This window comes from Corynebacterium mustelae, from assembly GCF_001020985.1.
In the GTDB taxonomy this organism is placed as follows: domain Bacteria; phylum Actinomycetota; class Actinomycetes; order Mycobacteriales; family Mycobacteriaceae; genus Corynebacterium; species Corynebacterium mustelae.
In genome coordinates this window covers 2963517-2979207 of the sequence record NZ_CP011542.1, presented here as the reverse complement: position 1 = coordinate 2979207, position 15691 = coordinate 2963517, and the positions used below count along the sequence as shown (strand labels likewise).

General features: G+C 55.6%; 14 protein-coding genes. 8 read left to right on the top strand and 6 right to left on the bottom strand.

Going from position 1 to position 15691, the window contains the following annotated elements; all coding sequences use genetic code 11:
• Together CMUST_RS13310 and CMUST_RS13305 are read right to left on the bottom strand one after the other, a co-directional pair.
• Entirely contained in the window at positions 1-957 is a 957-nt protein-coding gene (locus tag CMUST_RS13310) for an N-acetylglutamate synthase, CG3035 family (protein WP_047262915.1), read from the bottom strand.
• A gap of 3 nt (positions 958-960) precedes the next feature.
• A complete protein-coding gene (locus CMUST_RS13305; RefSeq protein WP_047262914.1) occupies positions 961-1545 on the bottom strand; it encodes a peptide deformylase in 585 nt (194 codons plus the stop codon).
• Between CMUST_RS13305 and CMUST_RS13300 the strand changes: the two genes are divergently transcribed.
• From CMUST_RS13300 to CMUST_RS16145, 4 genes are read left to right on the top strand one after another with little or no spacing between them, the layout of a single operon-like run.
• Positions 1544-1786, top strand: coding sequence for a DUF3263 domain-containing protein (locus CMUST_RS13300; RefSeq protein WP_201779207.1), 243 nt, complete (start codon positions 1544-1546; stop codon positions 1784-1786). The genes CMUST_RS13305 and CMUST_RS13300 overlap by 2 nt on opposite strands.
• Before the next feature lie 14 nt (positions 1787-1800).
• Entirely contained in the window at positions 1801-2394 is a 594-nt protein-coding gene (locus CMUST_RS13295; protein WP_052844781.1) for a LytR C-terminal domain-containing protein, read from the top strand.
• Positions 2395-2405: 11 nt separating this feature from the next.
• A complete protein-coding gene (locus tag CMUST_RS13290; protein WP_047262913.1) occupies positions 2406-3521 on the top strand; it encodes a glutamate--cysteine ligase in 1116 nt (371 codons plus the stop codon).
• Entirely contained in the window at positions 3518-3889 is a 372-nt protein-coding gene (locus CMUST_RS16145; protein ID WP_052844780.1) for a hypothetical protein, read from the top strand. The genes CMUST_RS13290 and CMUST_RS16145 overlap by 4 nt, the downstream gene beginning before the upstream one ends.
• 106 nt (positions 3890-3995) lie before the next feature.
• Here the strand turns inward: CMUST_RS16145 and CMUST_RS13280 are convergent, their stop codons facing one another.
• The 3 genes from CMUST_RS13280 to CMUST_RS13265 all read right to left on the bottom strand — a co-directional run bounded on the left by CMUST_RS13280 (position 3996) and on the right by CMUST_RS13265 (position 7875).
• Complete coding sequence (locus tag CMUST_RS13280; protein WP_052844779.1) at positions 3996-5111, bottom strand: glycosyltransferase 87 family protein; 1116 nt, start codon at positions 5109-5111, stop codon at positions 3996-3998.
• A gap of 467 nt (positions 5112-5578) precedes the next feature.
• Positions 5579-6115, bottom strand: a complete 537-nt coding sequence (locus tag CMUST_RS13270) for an acetyl-CoA acetyltransferase (protein ID WP_236690124.1) — start codon at positions 6113-6115, stop codon at positions 5579-5581.
• 395 nt (positions 6116-6510) lie between these two features.
• Entirely contained in the window at positions 6511-7875 is a 1365-nt protein-coding gene (locus CMUST_RS13265; RefSeq protein ID WP_047262911.1) for a dipeptidase, read from the bottom strand.
• Between the two features lie 191 nt (positions 7876-8066).
• Here CMUST_RS13265 and groL point away from each other — a divergent pair, with 191 nt between their 5' ends.
• The 4 genes from groL to ppk2 all read left to right on the top strand — a co-directional run bounded on the left by groL (position 8067) and on the right by ppk2 (position 11927).
• Entirely contained in the window at positions 8067-9707 is a 1641-nt protein-coding gene (gene groL / locus CMUST_RS13260) for a chaperonin GroEL (RefSeq protein WP_047262910.1), read from the top strand.
• Positions 9708-10402: 695 nt separating this feature from the next.
• Entirely contained in the window at positions 10403-10642 is a 240-nt protein-coding gene (locus CMUST_RS13255; protein ID WP_047262909.1) for a hypothetical protein, read from the top strand.
• A 97-nt stretch (positions 10643-10739) separates the two neighbouring features.
• Positions 10740-10877 carry a hypothetical protein gene (locus tag CMUST_RS16905; protein WP_169748509.1) on the top strand — a complete coding sequence of 46 codons (138 nt, stop codon included), beginning with the start codon at positions 10740-10742 and terminating at the stop codon, positions 10875-10877.
• A 153-nt stretch (positions 10878-11030) separates the two neighbouring features.
• On the top strand, positions 11031-11927 hold the full coding sequence (gene ppk2, locus CMUST_RS13250) for a polyphosphate kinase 2 (protein WP_047262908.1): 897 nt from the start codon (positions 11031-11033) through the stop codon (positions 11925-11927).
• Here ppk2 and CMUST_RS13245 read toward each other — a convergent pair.
• Positions 11924-15688, bottom strand: coding sequence for a Pls/PosA family non-ribosomal peptide synthetase (locus tag CMUST_RS13245; RefSeq protein ID WP_047262907.1), 3765 nt, complete (start codon positions 15686-15688; stop codon positions 11924-11926). The two genes, ppk2 and CMUST_RS13245, sit on opposite strands and share 4 nt — an antisense overlap.
• Positions 15689-15691 lie beyond the last annotated feature (3 nt).

The following is a 15691-nucleotide window of genomic DNA, read 5'->3' as shown; positions in this document are numbered from 1 at the left end:
CTAAGCTTTTAATAGGCCGTAGCAATGACGGTGGTGTTCGACGAAACCAAGTTTGCGGTACAAGGCGATCCCAGCAGTGTTGCTAGCGATGACTTGTAGATAGGAGGTGTGGGCGCCATTGTCACGACCCCATGCCATCATTCGGGCACCGAGTTGGGTTCCTAACCCCTTGCGCCGATACTCCGGGGCGACTTCAACCGCAGAGTATCCCAAGTGATTGTCGGTTATGGTGCCGCGCGTGATCGCGACGGTGACGCCGTCGATAGTAAGCCGCCCAAACCCCATGGTTCCGTCGATGGTGCGGCGTAATTGCTCCAACGCGTGGTTAGGTAGCGGCTTGCCCCGAAAATGGTAGAGCGACAGCCAATCGTCGTCAGGCTGGTCGTCGACACGAAACTCGCAGCTAACCGGTACGTCGGGGACGGTGTCCAACGGGGTGGTCATGACGATGATTTCCGGCCCCAACTCAGCCACATGCTTTTCGACGCCGCGACCAATGCGTTCCGGAATAAGCACCTGCGGCGGCAGGTTGTGGCGGGCGTAAAACTCCTTAATTTCTTTAATAGGGACCGGGTTAAACGGTGCGGACGGTCCCAGCGGAGCTGCCGAATTGGAGCGTTCGGTGATCCCATCGCCGGCCCGCAGCAACCAACCATCCACCCACATATGGTCAATACCGGGAAAGGCTTTGGCGTAGGCGGTTTCGATGGTGCGGATATCGGAATTACGCACCCGCCGGGGGCTGAGCTTCTTAACGATCGCGATCTCATCCGCCGCCACCCGAATCTCCGGCTTCTGGGAGGGAAACCCACCGGCCAGCTGCGGCCGGATTCGGGTGTACTCGTCGGTCACTTCCACCACATGGCCGATGATGTCGGAATGGTTGCCGTCAATGACCCGCCTGAGCACCACCCGGTCGCCGGGGGCGATGGCGTCGCTTCTGAAAATCCGGGACATGGTTTATTCGTCGTCGTGGCCGAAGGGGTCCGGATCGACTCCGGGCAGCCAGGTCAACCCAGCTTCGGTCCAGCCTTCCCGTTTGATAGCTTTTTTCGCCGCCCGCTTCCACCGGCCTTGCAAGACATCGGCGTAGACGAAACCATCCAGGTGGCCCACCTCGTGTTGGAAACAGCGGGCCAAAAAGCCGGTTGCCTCCACGGTGACTTCTTCGCCGTGCTCATTAAAGCCAGTGACTTTCGCCCAGTCGGCCCGGCCGGTGGGGAAGCCCAATCCGGGCAGCGACAGGCAGCCTTCTTCATCGGAGCCGTCGGTGGCGGGCATGCCGAGGGGAATTTCTGAGGTTTCCAAAACCGGATTGATAAAGCATCCCTTATGGAAGTTGCCTTCATCGTCCGGGCAGTCGTAGACGAAGATGCGCTTGTCCACCCCGATCTGATTAGCGGCGAGCCCCACACCATGCGCCGCGGCCATAGTCTCGTACATGTCGGCTATCAATTCGGCCAGATCAGCTATGGGCTCGGTCACTGGTTTTGTCGGATTATGCAACACAGGGGTGCCGTAGATAACGATGGGTCGTACAGTCATGTCATACAGTGTAAACATGCTAGAGCCCAGTGACATTCTCAGCTTCGAAGAATCCGCCCCCAAAACCATCGGCGCTAAGGAAGAAGCTATCCGAATGCAACTGGGGATTAGTCCAGTACGGTATTATCAGCGATTGAATATCGTTATTGATATGCCCGAGATGATGGAGAAATATCCCCAGTTAACCGCACGGTTGCGGCGAATCCGAGACCAACGAGCCACCGAACGTAACCAGACCTAGATAGGATGACTATCGTGACTGACAACAATAAACCTGCACAACAACCATTGCCGCTGCGTGGCGTCGCCATGATTTTGATAGCAGTGGCAGTGTTGTTAGCCGGATGGGGAATCTACACTGCGGTCAGTGGATTAGGTGGCGATTCCGAGCAACAAGCAGCGCCTGCCGCGGCGACGTCGAAAAGCACAGCCCCCGCTGCCCAAAAACAGCAGCCAAAGACGCAGCCGGAGCAGCCGATGCCGCAGGAAACGCCACAGGACACCCCGTCGGCGGCTCCACAAGATACGCCGCAGCAACAGCCACAGCAGCCGCAACAACCTGCGGGCAACCAGCCGATTACCGTCCACGTTCTGAATAACTCGACCGTCCAAGGGCTAGCCGCCCGTGCGGGCGACCGGCTGGATAACGCTGGCTACACTATCGGCCATGTTGGTAATTACTCCGATACGGTAGTGCCGCAAAACACCGTGTATTTCTCTGATAATGAAGCCCAAGCACGGGAATTAGCAGCTGAAATTGGCGGTGTCGCCGTACCTCGGCCAGCAAACCTGCCTGCCGAAACCCAAGGGCCCAGCTCGCTCGTTGTGGTATTAGCAACCGATTTTTAAAAGGTGTGTTCGTGAAACAACAGTTTTCCGCTTCCGACAAACCCACCATTGGTGTGGAATGGGAACTAGCCCTCATTGATCCGGTGACCCGTGACCTCGTGCCCCGTGCCGGTGATGTGGTGGCGTTGGTGGCGGCAAGCCACCCAGACATACAATTGGAGCGCGAATTCCTTGCCAACACGGTGGAATTAGTAACCCCAGTGTGTCACACAGTTCCCGAAGCTATCGCAGAATTAGACAAGGCAGTCACCGCTGTTAAAGAAGCTGCCGACACCTTCGGCCTGAAATTGTGGGGTGCTGGTTCCCACCCGTTTAGCGACTTTAGAAACCAACCCACCAGCAGCAAAGGTAGCTACGCGGAAATCATCGCACGCACTCAATACTGGGGCAATCAAATGCTCATCTGGGGCATCCACACGCATGTGGGAATCTCGCACAAAGAACGAGTGTGGCCCATCATCAACGCACTGCTCACCAAATACCCGCACCTATTAGCCCTGACGGCGTCCTCGCCCGGCTGGGACGGCATTGATACCGGCTATGCATCTAACCGCACCATGCTGTACCAGCAATTGCCCACCGCTGGCTTACCGTACCAGTTTCAAAACTGGGAACAGTGGGAACGCTACATGAAAGACCAAGACATCTCCGGGGTGATTAACCACACCGGTTCGATGCACTTTGATATCCGTCCTGCCGGCAAATGGGGCACCATTGAGGTGCGTATTTGTGATTCCACATCAAACTTAAAAGAGCTAGCTGCGGTGGTGGCGCTAACCCACTGCCTGGTGGTGTATTACGACCGCATGATTGACAACGGTGAGGAATTACCCAGCCTGCAGGATTGGCATGTCGCCGAAAATAAGTGGCGGGCCGCGCGATACGGGTTGGATGCCATCATCATCACCTCCCGCGATACCGATGAACGCCTCGTCACCGACGACCTGAAAGACCTGGTGGAAACCCTACGCCCCATCGCGGAAGAGCTGGAATGCCTAACTGAACTCAATTACGTGTTGGAGATCATCGAAACCGGGGCGAGCTACAACCGGCAACGGGAACTGTTTAATAAGCACGGTTCTTGGTACCCGGCCGTCGACGCCGTCATCGCGGAGATGCACCAATGACCTACGTGCTGGTGCCGTCGACAAGCGAACTGCCGGACGTGTTTACTGAACTCATTCAGCGGCTGCCTGGGGCGAAAATATGCCCGGTGTCTGGGAACTTAGCGCAACAAATTATCGACTGCGAGAAATTCCTAGACAAACATGAACTGCGCAGCGACGTGGTGTTTATCACCCGAGGCACGGGGGCGTTCGTCGCCCAAGCTCTAAAAGAAAAACACCCCAACCGCATCGAAGCGATCCTAGCAATAGGCTATCCGCATCGGCTGGCAAAGCTACCGCGTCTGTTGTTTCGGGAAAAGTCTCTGATTCCGACGGACGTAGCGGTCACCGAGATTCCCGACGAACAAGCACTCCTGCGGCTGCTGTAACCTTTTGCTTGCCGATGCCCCAGCCTCCCCACCACACCTGTGTGCTGCGAAACCACCTCTGGGGGCGTCGAAAAGCACCCAGAAAACCAGCGAACGCAGCACACAGCTAGCTTGTGCGAAGCCGCCTAGTTCCCGCGATAATGATGTAACCCACGATTGCGACATAACCCACGGTGATGAACCACACGTCCTCCGCAGACAGGGAACTCACCGTGTACGGGCTTACCGCCGCCGAAAGATGCGGCAAAAGTAACACCACCGTGCCGATAACGCAGGCCACCTGGGTGAGCGGACGCCTATGGAAACCGCGCATCAGCACCGCCGCCAAGGGCACCATCCACACCCAGTGATGGAACCAAGTAAACGGCGACACCAAGCACGCTCCGATACCGGCGATCACCATCGCCCAAGCCATGTCGTTACTGCGCACCGCCACCATAATCCCAAGCACCACCAACAGCAGCGTGACTACCACCGCGACAAGCCACCACTGCTCCATATTAAGGACCCGCTCCATGACTGAGCGCAGCGATTGCGCGCCGGGATTGTCGTGCACGCCCACCCGGGAGGAATCGGTGATCGCGGAAGTCCAGAACCGGGTGGCGTCTGGAACGAACAGCCAACCGATAACCACCGTTGCGATGAACGTCACGGCGCTCGCCACCGCCGCGCGCCACCGCCGTTCGATGATGAAAATGAGGACGAAAAACGCGGGCGTTAGCTTCAGCCCCGCAGCCAACCCAACCCCAATACCAGCGAAGCGGCGATTCTTGGGCAAGAAATCCAGCGCAACCAGCAGCATGAGCAGCAGATTGATCTGGCCGAAATAGAATCCGCCGTGGACGGCATCTAAGCCGATCGCCGCGATGGATAGCAAAAACGCCGGAAGGCTCGCCCGGTAAATCAACCAGACCACGAGGAACATTGCGGCGAAATTGAGGAGCTGCCACGCAATTGTCAGCGGCAGATCGGCAAATAGCGGTAGCGGGCGGAACACTACGCCCGCGAACGGCGGGTAGGTGAAGGGTAGCCCCGGAACGAAATCGCCATCGTAGAGGTTTCCCTCGCTATTAAGGGAAATGGCCGCGAGCTTATAAACAAGAAGGTCAACTGGCGGTACCCGAAAAATCTGGCTTTCCGGCGGTAGTCGAAATTCCGAGATGATGACCCACAGCGCACACAGGGCGAGCGGGATGCTGGTGGCAAGCTGTAGTCGACGCATACCTTAAAAGACTACTGAGCACATTCTCTAGAGTTGGGATGCTGCTAGGTGTGGTGAATGAAAAATTAGCTATTTATCAGTTGTGCGCCGGTTGGTGTGGATCCCTGTGTGCTGCGTTTGCGTGGAATGCGGGTTTATTGGTTAGTGGTGTGGGTAGGTTTCGCAGCACACGGGTTTGGGGTGGGTGAACTTGGCTGTGTGGTGTGTGCTGCTTTTCCTGGTTTCCGGGGTGCTTTTCGACGCCCCCACGGCAGGTTTCGCAGCACACTGCATCAGTGGTGCGGCAGCAGGAATTCCAGGCCCTTCAATCCGATTGGCCCCCTCAACATGTGTGCTGCGATCCTATGGTTTTCAGGCCTCATACCACCACCAAAATTCCGCAAACGCAGCACACAGCTGTAGGTGGGCATGAAAAAATCTCACCTACGGAGAACCCGAAGGTGAGATTAATATCCGGGGCTCGTACCCTAGCCGTGTAGCAGGTACGCGGCGTTGCTTAGAGCTGCGGCGGCCGATTGCTCCCGGGATCCACCAAATCCCATCACCCAGTGCTTGCGGTTGTTGTCGCCCGCGTAGATGAAGGTGACGGTGGATTCGAAGATGTCGAATTGGTGGAAGGAAAGGATCTCGACTCGGCGTCCGGCGTCGGCGAGCAGGTGCGTTGCTGCGGAAATCGGGCCAGAGGCGATGATCTCGGTTTCGGTTACCGTGCGACCCGAGGTGGTGGTGTGGGTCAAGGTTGCGGTGTAGCGCTGGTGGCTGCCAGGCAACCGGGTAATAGATGTGAACTGTAACCGCAGGTCAGCGGTGGGTGCATACGTTGCGGTGAATGTACGCCACTGCATTCCGCGTGCTTCTTGCCGTAGTCCTGCCGGAAGTTTGTGGCCGAACCGAGCTAAGAAAGGATCATCGGCGAAAACCCGGGTGGTGGCTGGCCGAATGGTTGGGCTGCGGTGATACTCGGTAAAAGTTGAGCGTTTTTTGGTAGTGGTTGCGGTTATCATGGCGGTCCTTGTGTCATCTTTCTTCTGTTCTTGCATCCCACCGGTGGTGGGGTTGGGAAACGGTTTCGGTGTGAGGTGGACCGACAATTTTCCACAGTGACTCACATCCAACGGGTTGGGATGGTCTAGGTCACACTGGTGAATGGTAATGGTGATCACAGCCGGGCGCAAAAGCTGCGCTGCGAAAACCTTAAGGTGGGGGTGAAAATGTCTACCCCCGCGCACATTCCCGCTGCTTATCGACGCTTCACGTGTTGGCGCGGTTTCCCACTTTCGGGGGTGTGTTACGGTTGCGAAGCAATGCTTGCGAAGCGGATTTATGTGAAAACTGCACCGGTTTGCACTTCTTGTGGCTATGCGACGGGGGCACCTGGGGGTGGCGGTGGGGGTGGGGGTTACTTGCCGTAATTTAGTAGGAACGCCGCCTCGGTGATGGCAATATCCCGGATCTCGAGTGGATCGACAGACTCGTTAGGGGAGTGGATTGTCGCCTTGGGATCTTCTACGCCAAACAGGGTCAATTCTGCTTGTGGGGCAACCTCCATGAGCTCCGAACATAGTGGGATCGAACCGCCAGAACCAACGATTGTTAGCTCCTTATTGCCGTATGCTCCCTTCAGGCACTCAGCGAAAACCCCGACGGCCGGACCGTCGATGGCACCCGAGAATGGGTCATTAATATCGTGAGCTTTGGCGGAAACCTTCACATTCCATGGCGCATGGGCGAGTGCATGCGCGATGACCTTCTCCGCAACGTCAGCTGCGTCCATTCCAGGTGGGACCCGCAGGTTAAGCCGGGCGCTCGCGGTTGCCGGAACCGCATTGACCGCCTCTGCTACCGGAGTGGAGCTGAATCCGGTTACTGAAATTGCGGGCCGCGCCCACACCATGTCCGCCGGGTTATCGGTGGCATCGCCCATGATGGAAACACCGTCTAAGATTCCGGCATCCGACCGGAAGGTTTCAGGGTCGTAGCTTGCACCTTCCCAACGCCCGGTGCAATCGACCCCATCGATGATGGTGCGGCCGCTCTCATCACGGAAGGAATCGATCAGGCGGATTAAGGCTGCGGTGGCGTCGGGTGCGGCGCCGCCGAAAGAGCCGGAGTGAACCGGGGTTTCCAGGGTATCCACCTGGATATCGATCTGCGCGCCGCCGCGTAGCGTGGTGGTTAAGGTGGGCTCGCCCACGGCGACGTTGCCGGAATCGGCGATGAGGATCACGTCGGCGTCGAAAAGCTCGGGCGATTGCTGGATCAACGCCGAAAGCTCGGCACCGCCTTGCTCCTCAGAACCTTCGATCAGGACCTTGATTCCTAGATCCGTGCCGCCAAGCTCCGTGACCGCGCGTAATGCGGCAAGGTGCATCACGAGATTGCCTTTACAATCAGCGGCCCCGCGCGCGTACCAACGTCCGTCGCGCTCAGTTAACGTAAACGGATCTGACAGCCACTTTTCTGGATCGCCCGCTGGCACCACGTCGTAATGGCAATACAGCAGGATGGTGGGGGCGTCGCCGACTGCTGGTTTGGTGCCAATAAAAACCGGGGAGCCGGATTCTTCCTGGTAGGCGGTGACGCTGAGCCCGACGTTTTCGAAAGCGGTCTTAACCCACTGTGCAGCGCCAGAATGGTCGGCGGCAAGTTCGGGGACAGAATGGACAGAATTAAATGAGGTGATGGCCTGTAGATCGGCAAAAATCTGATCACGTTGTGCATCAACGATGGGTCGAAGTGCAGTGATAGTCGAGTCGATTGTCATGAAAATTAGCTTAGTACGCCAGTTGCTTGAAGCGGTCTGATGGCCAGTTGTGTAAGCGGCGTTCGCCAGTAGCGTACTGCCTTGCACTGGGGTGGCGGGGCTGCTAAAAACGGACTTAGCACTTGAAAGCGTGCAGTGCTAACTTTTGATAAAAGATACAAAATTTTCCGTATATATAAGGAGCAAAATCTATGGCAAAGATCATTGCCTTTGATGAGGAAGCACGTCGCGGCCTTGAGCGCGGCTTGAACACCCTAGCTGATGCCGTCAAGGTTACCCTCGGGCCAAAGGGGCGCAACGTGGTTTTGGAAAAGAGCTGGGGAGCTCCAACCATCACCAACGACGGTGTTTCCATTGCTCGGGAAATCGAGCTGGAAGATCCTTATGAAAAAATCGGCGCTGAACTCGTTAAAGAAGTAGCAAAGAAAACCGACGATGTTGCAGGTGACGGCACCACCACCGCGACTGTTCTGGCACAGGCGCTGGTTCGTGAAGGTCTGCGTAACGTTGCCGCTGGTTCTAACCCAATGGGAATTAAGCGGGGCATTGAAAAGGCGGTTGTCGCTGTCACCGAGAAGCTTCTCGACGGCGCCAAGGAAGTCGAAACTGAGGAAGAGATCGCCGCAACCGCTGGCATCTCCGCAGCCGACCCAGCTATTGGTGCCCAGATCGCCAAGGCAATGTACGCAGTTGGCGGCGGCAAGCTAAACAAAGAATCCGTCATTACCGTCGAAGAGTCCAACACCTTTGGTGTGGAACTTGAAGTAACCGAGGGTATGCGCTTCGATAAGGGCTACATCTCCGGATACTTCGCAACCGACATGGAGCGGCTAGAAGCTGTCCTGGAAGACCCATACATTCTTCTGGTTTCCTCCAAGATTTCCAACATCAAGGATCTGCTGCCGCTTTTGGAAAAAGTCATGCAGACCGGCAAGCCACTGCTAATCATTGCTGAAGATGTTGAAGGCGAAGCCCTGTCCACCCTGGTGGTGAACAAGATCCGCGGTACCTTTAAGTCGGTAGCTGTTAAGGCGCCAGGCTTCGGTGATCGTCGTAAAGCACAACTGCAGGACATCGCTATCCTGACCGGCGGCCAGGTTATTGCTGAGGAAGTTGGACTCAGCCTGGAATCGGCCGACTTGCCACTTTTGGGTCGTGCTCGCAAGGTTGTTGTGACCAAAGATGACACCACCATCGTTGAAGGTGCTGGCGATGCAGACCAGATCCAAGGCCGCGTGAACCAGATCCGCGCTGAAATCGAAAACTCCGACTCTGAATACGACCGTGAAAAGCTTCAAGAGCGCCTAGCAAAGCTCGCGGGTGGCGTTGCCGTAATCAAGGTTGGTGCAGCTACCGAGGTTGAACTCAAGGAGCGCAAGCACCGCATTGAGGATGCCGTGCGCAACGCTAAGGCTGCGGTTGAAGAAGGTATCGTCGCAGGTGGCGGCGTGGCACTGCTGCAGGCCGCCCACGTCCTGGAATCTGATCTTGGGCTAAACGGTGACGAGGCCACCGGTGTGAAGATCGTCCGTGAGGCGCTTTCTGCACCACTGAAGCAGATTGCCCTCAACGCTGGTTTCGAGCCGGGTGTTGTTGCGGACAAGGTGTCCCACTTGCCTGCTGGTGAGGGGCTGAACGCCGCCACTGGTGAGTATGTTGACCTCATGGCAGCTGGCATCAACGATCCAGTTAAGGTCACCCGCTCTGCGCTGCAGAACGCAGCATCGATTGCAGCGCTGTTCCTGACCACTGAAGCTGTTGTTGCCGACAAGCCGGAGCCAGTCGCACCAGCAATGCCTGGCGCTGACGAGATGGGTGGCATGGGCTTCTAAGCCACGCTCCCTCCAACCCGAATCCCCACCGCTGGGATTCGGGTTTTTCCGTGTCTTGGGTATGCGTTTTTTAGGGCGTGTGCTGCGTTTCCGGGTTTCGGTCGTGCTTTTCGGCGGGTGCGGGACAAGATCGCAGCACACAGGAAAGAGATATGCGTGTGCTTTTAAGGTGTGTGCTGCGTTGGTGGGCTAGTGCGGTGCTAATCGACGCCCCACCGCCCCAGGTTCGCAGCACACAGGTGCATAGGTGGCGAAAGCGGGGTGGGAATATTTTCCAGGTTTGTATTGCGCATGAATAATTGCAGTTAAGCAGGGCGAAAGTGAAAGGATTGATTATCGGCCGATGCATTTTTCGAGCTGTTCTCACCCCCGTAATAGGGGGATTCTGAAATTTTTTAAGATCTCTTCGCGCTGTTCGCGTCTTAATCGTGACCACAAATAACGGTGTTACATCTTTTTGTTATCTAAAAATGACCAAGTCAATCGATATGTCTTGAATTTGCAGCTCAACTGGCTTTTATACAAATTGAAAACTGTTGAAAAAGTTGCGTTGGGTTTGAGATATTTAGTTGGCGTTTCCGCTTGACCTATAGCTTTGGTGTGGCACAATAAGTTGCATGACGCCCTAAGGGGTGTCGGCAAACTGGAAAACCAAAAGTCAGCAAAGCTGACCCCCTCTCTAAGGAGACATTTTCATGGATCTTTCCCTGATCATTGATTCCCTGAAGAACTTCAAGAAGTTCGTGGAAGCTTTCACCGGAATCTTCGAGTTCCTCCCTAAGTTCATCCGTGACTCCGGCGAATTCTTCGCTAACAGCAGCGACTTCTGGAAGGACACCAAGAATATGGGTGCCACCCAGCCTGACGCTTTCGATGGTAAGCCAACCCCAGGTTTGGAGAACCCAAAGAGCGCTGGCTCCTCCAGCTCTTCTTAAATAATAAAAGCTGATACGGGTTACTTCCGTTTCATGAGGGCGAATTCCTGCCCTATCCACACGAAATTCTTAACCTCTTTATATATAGGAGTCTAAAATGGCAAACTTCCTCGAAGTAATGGGCAAGTGGGTTGCACTTTCCAACGACGGCATCTTCGGCGGCATCTTTGAGTTCCTCAAGGGTCTCGCTAAGCTCGCTGGCCACACTGCTGACCTGGCTGAATTGGTCAAGTAATTTTCAAAACCATATCGGTTTTTCGCAAGACCTCGTTCACTCAATGTTGATTGGGTGCACGAGGTTTTTCGTATTATGTGGGGTGGGATTTCTCGCAGAAAAATCCCACCCTCTTTGGTGAAAACATGGAGGTTTACGCGGTACTATCGTCTTATGGCAGACTCCAACAACGACCTTCCCGTGATTGACCTCGCCGCAACCGAGGGGTACATCGTCGACGACACGGACGAGGATGATCCGGTCCTGTTGGCACCTGATGGCACTCCGATTGATACTTGGCGGGAAAACTATCCGTATGATCATCGTCTTACTCGTGAAGAGTATGAGCATACGAAGCGGGCATTGCAGATTGAACTTTTGAAATGGCAGAACTGGACGAAGGATACCGGGCAACGCCACATCATCTTATTTGAGGGCCGCGATGCTGCCGGTAAGGGTGGCACCATTAAGCGGTTTAATGAACATTTGAATCCTCGTGGTGCGCGGATAGTGGCGTTGGAGAAGCCATCGCCGCGAGAATCTACTTCGTGGTATTTCCAACGGTATATCCAGCATTTCCCGTGTGCTGGTGAGATCGTGTTTTTTGACCGCTCATGGTACAACCGTTCTGGTGTTGAGCGGGTTATGGGTTTTTGTACGGAATCGCAGCATGCGGAGTTTCTGCGTGAGGTTCCGATGCTGGAGAACATGATTTTGGGGTCGGGGATTTCGCTGACGAAGTTCTGGTTCTCGGTGTCGCAGAAGGAGCAACGTACTCGGTTTGCTATTCGCCAGGTGGATCCAGTGCGCCAGTGGAAGCTGTCGCCGATGGATTTGGCGTCGTTGGATCGTTGGGATGATTACACCCGGGCGAAGGAAGAACAGTTCCGGTACACGGATACTGATGAGTCGCCGTGGATCACCATTCGGTCGAATGATAAGAAACGGGCGCGGTTGAATGCGATGCGTTATATTTTGAGCAAGTTTGAGTACACCAATAAGGACCATGAGGTGGTGGGTGAGCCTGACCCGAATATTGTGATGCGGGGTCGGGATCAAATTGGTGATTAGCTGGTTGGCTCCACGGGGTTTCCTTGCCATGCGGTTTGTGGTGGCACTTGGTCGCCGCGCATGACTAACGAGCCGGGGCCGATACGGGCCCCGGTTCCTATTGTGGCGCCAGGTAGAACCACGGAGTGCGCGGCTAGGCTGGCACTATGCTCAATGGTGACTGTGTCGAGGCTCATCACGCGGTCGTGGAAGAGGTGCGTTTGGACCACTGTGCCGGGGCCTACTGTGGCACCTGGCCCTATGGTGCAAAGGTCGGTTTCTGGGAGCCAGTAGCTTTCTATCCATGTGCCTGCACCGATGCGGGCGCCAAGTAGTTTTAACGCGCTGTTTAGGGCTCCGGTGCCAAGGTTGGGGTTTAGGAACCAGGGGGCGGCGACGACTTCGATGAAGGTGTCTTGAAGCTCGTTGCGCCATACGAATGGGCTCCACAGGGGGTGTTCGCTGGGTTTGTGTCTGCCCACACATAGCCATTTCATACAGATTGTTAGCGCCATAGCTAGAAGTCCTACTCCCATGAGGACAAAGCCACTGAGTAGCCATGTTAGCCAGGGGCCGACTTTTTGCAGCAGGTTGAGCAAGGTAAGTGCACATAATGTGGCTAAAACGGCTGAGGTTATTGGTGCGAGGAGGCGGAGGGTTTCGAATACTCCGCGCCCTATCCGGTGTCGCCATAGGGGTTGAAAAGTGGTGGCGAAATCTGTTGTTAGTGTGACTCGCCGCATGCGTTCTGGTGGTGAACCCCACCAGTTGGATCCGGCCTTGGATTTCTTAGGTGCGGAGGAGAGTACCGCGACGAGTGAGTTTTTGGCGAGTTTGCGTGCAGGGCCTGCTATTCCGGAATTTCCGACGAAGCTGCGTTTTCCGATCCGGGTTTCACCGCTCAGAAGCCAGCCACCGCCAAGTTCGTAGCCGCCGATGCGGGTGTCATCGGCAAGAAAGGCGCCGTCGCGTACGGTAACCAGGGCTGGCACCATGACGGCGGTGGAGATTTCGGTGCCGACGCCGATTCGTGCGCCAAGGCTACGTAGCCACAGTGGGGTTAGTTGAGCGGCGTACAGCGGAAACAGATAAGTTCGTGCATCTTCCATGAGTCGTTCGATAACCCAGATACGCCAGCCAAGACTAGAACGTACCGGGGTTATGCCGTTTCGCTTTTCGACGCCCACCCGGAGCCGAATACTGCAAAGCCGCACTATCACCCACACCGCAAACATATAGCTGATAAAAGCGGTGATTGCGCCCAGCGGGGCGACGGCTAATAACCACCATCCGGTTTGGAGCCACAACATAACGGCAGCGCCAGCGGCGAGGGCGGCCCACGGCAGCAACCCTAACATTAGTGAAGTCAACCCGTATATGGGTACCCAATAGCCATGACGTGGCGGTGGTTCGGTGGGGAATCGGTGCTTGGATCTGCCGACTTTTTTCGCAGGTGACCCTGCCCACCGGGAGTGTGGTTTTACTGTGGATTCTCCTAGAACTGTGGAACCCGGTTCAATATGGGCGTGTGCGCCTACCGTGGTGCCCGGAAGCAATGTGCTTCGAGCACCAATTCGGGCGGATTCTCCGATGGTAATCCTGCCGACATGAAATATATCGCCGTCTAACCAGCAACCAGATAGGTCGACTTCTGGCTCCACTGAGCAATAGTCGCCTAAGGACAACATTCCCGTCACCGGCGGTAATGAATGTAAATCAACTCCCGTTCCAATTTTTACCCCCAAGCATTTGGCATAGAACTGTACCCAAGTGGCACCTGAGATGGAATGGGATCTGGTGACGTCGACAAGCCGTTGAGCTGCCCAAATCCGAAGGTGAGTTGACCCGCCGCGCGGGTAGGAGCCGGGCGTAATTTTTCTGGTAATCAGGCGAGCGCCTAGACCGCCAATCGCCAGCCGTACCGGTGGCAGAATCAAAATAATAAACAACCACCATAATTGTGGGTGTAACAGACACAGCCACGGGGTGGCTTGAATACACAGCATTGGTAGTTGGATAAGCGTTTGCGCTACCCGGGTGGGCCAAGGTACTGGCTGGACCTGCCGTGGGATAATGGTTGATGCGGGGTTTAAACCATCAAGGAATTCGGCCAATGCTGCTAATCGAGGGTGATCGTATAAATCGCGCACTGAGACCGTCGAAAAGCGGGAACGCATCTCACCTACCAGCATTGCAGCTGCCAACGATGTGCCACCCAGCGAGAAGAAATCTGCGTCGCGATCCGCAACTGAAACCCCGAGCGTATCCACCCACAGTTGCGCCAGCCACTGTTCCGTGTCGGAAAGATCCGTGGCGGTGATGCTACTGGGAAGCGGCCACGGTAAGGCCTTTTTATCAACTTTTCCAGACGTCGTTACCGGAAGTTCCGGCATTATGTGCAGCTGAGGTATCAAGGCGGCCGGTAACGCCTCAACCAATTCAGCCGCATCAACGCCGTTAGCCGAATCAGTCAGCGAAACATAGGCAACAAGTTGTTTGTGCCCACTCGTGGAATTCTGCGCCACCACTGAACAACTATGCACATTTTTAAGCGCGGAAACATGAGCCTCCACCTCACCCAATTCGATGCGTCTGCCACCGATTTTTACCTGATCATCGGCGCGACCAACGAAATACAACCCGTCTTTTTCCAGTCGAACCTGATCGCCAGAGCGGTAGGCGCGAGCCCAACCAATTGAACGCAACGGCGCGAATTTTTCCTTATCCTTCGCTTGGTCCAAATATCGCGCCAACCCCACCCCACCAATGATGAGCTCACCCACTTCCCCGAAACCTACGGGTTGGCCATCCGAATCAACAACCGCCAGATCCCAACCAGCCAACGGCATGCCAATGGCGACCGGTTCGTTGGGAAAAACTCGCGCCGCGCAGGCCACCACAGTTGCCTCGGTTGGCCCGTAGGTATTCCACACCTCCCGATCCGGTGTGGCCACACGCGCAACCAACTCTGGTGGGCACGCCTCACCGCCGAAAATGAGCAGCCGAACGTTATCTAATGCTTCCGCTGGCCATAAGCTAGCTAATGTCGGAACAGTGGAAACCACCGAAATCGACCGCCGGATTAACCACGGCCCCAAGTCCATTCCTGACCGAACGAGACTGCGGGGCGCGGGAACCAAGCACGCTCCATGGGCCCAGGCTAACCACATTTCTTCACAAGAAGCATCAAAAGCAACCGAAAGTCCTGCTAGAACCCTATCGTCTGGGCCAAGCGGTGAACTTTGGCAAAACAACTGCGACTCGGCATCGACAAATGCGGCGGCACCACGATGGGTCACAGCAACCCCCTTTGGGGTTCCGGTCGAACCGGAGGTGAAGATAATCCACGCGTCGTTAGTGGGTAATGGTTCACGGGTATCCCCGCCAGGGGTTTTGTTCACAACCTCAAGGCCCGCGTCGGTAAAAACTGCATTGATTTTAGCCTCGCCAAACACAACGTCCGCACGTTCTTCTGGGTCATCTGCATCAACCGGAACATAGGCTGCGCCTGCCTTTAAAACCGCCAAGATTGCAACATACAAATCCTTTTGGCCAGAACTCATCCGAATGCCAATGCGATCGCCCCGTTTGATACCTGCCGCATGTAGTGCTGCTGCCCGGGAACAAACGAGCTCCCATAATTCGGAATAGGTGACTATTTCCCCATCATCAATCGCTGCGGCCTGCGGAAACTTATCGACGGTGCTGCGAAGCACGTCGATAAGCGTGCACTTCGGCGGCGCTTCCCCTGATAATAAAAACTGCGCAGGAACCCTACCCATAAT

Excerpts from the sequence above, each read along its gene's own strand:
- CMUST_RS13310 (WP_047262915.1), bottom strand. The coding sequence starts at position 957 with ATGTCCCGGATTTTCAGAAGCGACGCCATCGCCCCCGGCGACCGGGTG.
- CMUST_RS13300 (WP_201779207.1), top strand. The coding sequence starts at position 1,544 with ATGTCATACAGTGTAAACATGCTAGAGCCCAGTGACATTCTCAGCTTC.
- CMUST_RS13305 (WP_047262914.1), bottom strand. The coding sequence starts at position 1,545 with ATGACTGTACGACCCATCGTTATCTACGGCACCCCTGTGTTGCATAAT.
- CMUST_RS16145 (WP_052844780.1), top strand. The coding sequence starts at position 3,518 with ATGACCTACGTGCTGGTGCCGTCGACAAGCGAACTGCCGGACGTGTTT.
- CMUST_RS13280 (WP_052844779.1), bottom strand. The coding sequence starts at position 5,111 with ATGCGTCGACTACAGCTTGCCACCAGCATCCCGCTCGCCCTGTGTGCG.
- CMUST_RS13270 (WP_236690124.1), bottom strand. The coding sequence starts at position 6,115 with ATGATAACCGCAACCACTACCAAAAAACGCTCAACTTTTACCGAGTAT.
- CMUST_RS13265 (WP_047262911.1), bottom strand. The coding sequence starts at position 7,875 with ATGACAATCGACTCGACTATCACTGCACTTCGACCCATCGTTGATGCA.
- groL (WP_047262910.1), top strand. The coding sequence starts at position 8,067 with ATGGCAAAGATCATTGCCTTTGATGAGGAAGCACGTCGCGGCCTTGAG.
- CMUST_RS13255 (WP_047262909.1), top strand. The coding sequence starts at position 10,403 with ATGGATCTTTCCCTGATCATTGATTCCCTGAAGAACTTCAAGAAGTTC.
- CMUST_RS16905 (WP_169748509.1), top strand. The coding sequence starts at position 10,740 with ATGGCAAACTTCCTCGAAGTAATGGGCAAGTGGGTTGCACTTTCCAAC.
- ppk2 (WP_047262908.1), top strand. The coding sequence starts at position 11,031 with ATGGCAGACTCCAACAACGACCTTCCCGTGATTGACCTCGCCGCAACC.
- CMUST_RS13245 (WP_047262907.1), bottom strand. The coding sequence starts at position 15,688 with ATGGGTAGGGTTCCTGCGCAGTTTTTATTATCAGGGGAAGCGCCGCCG.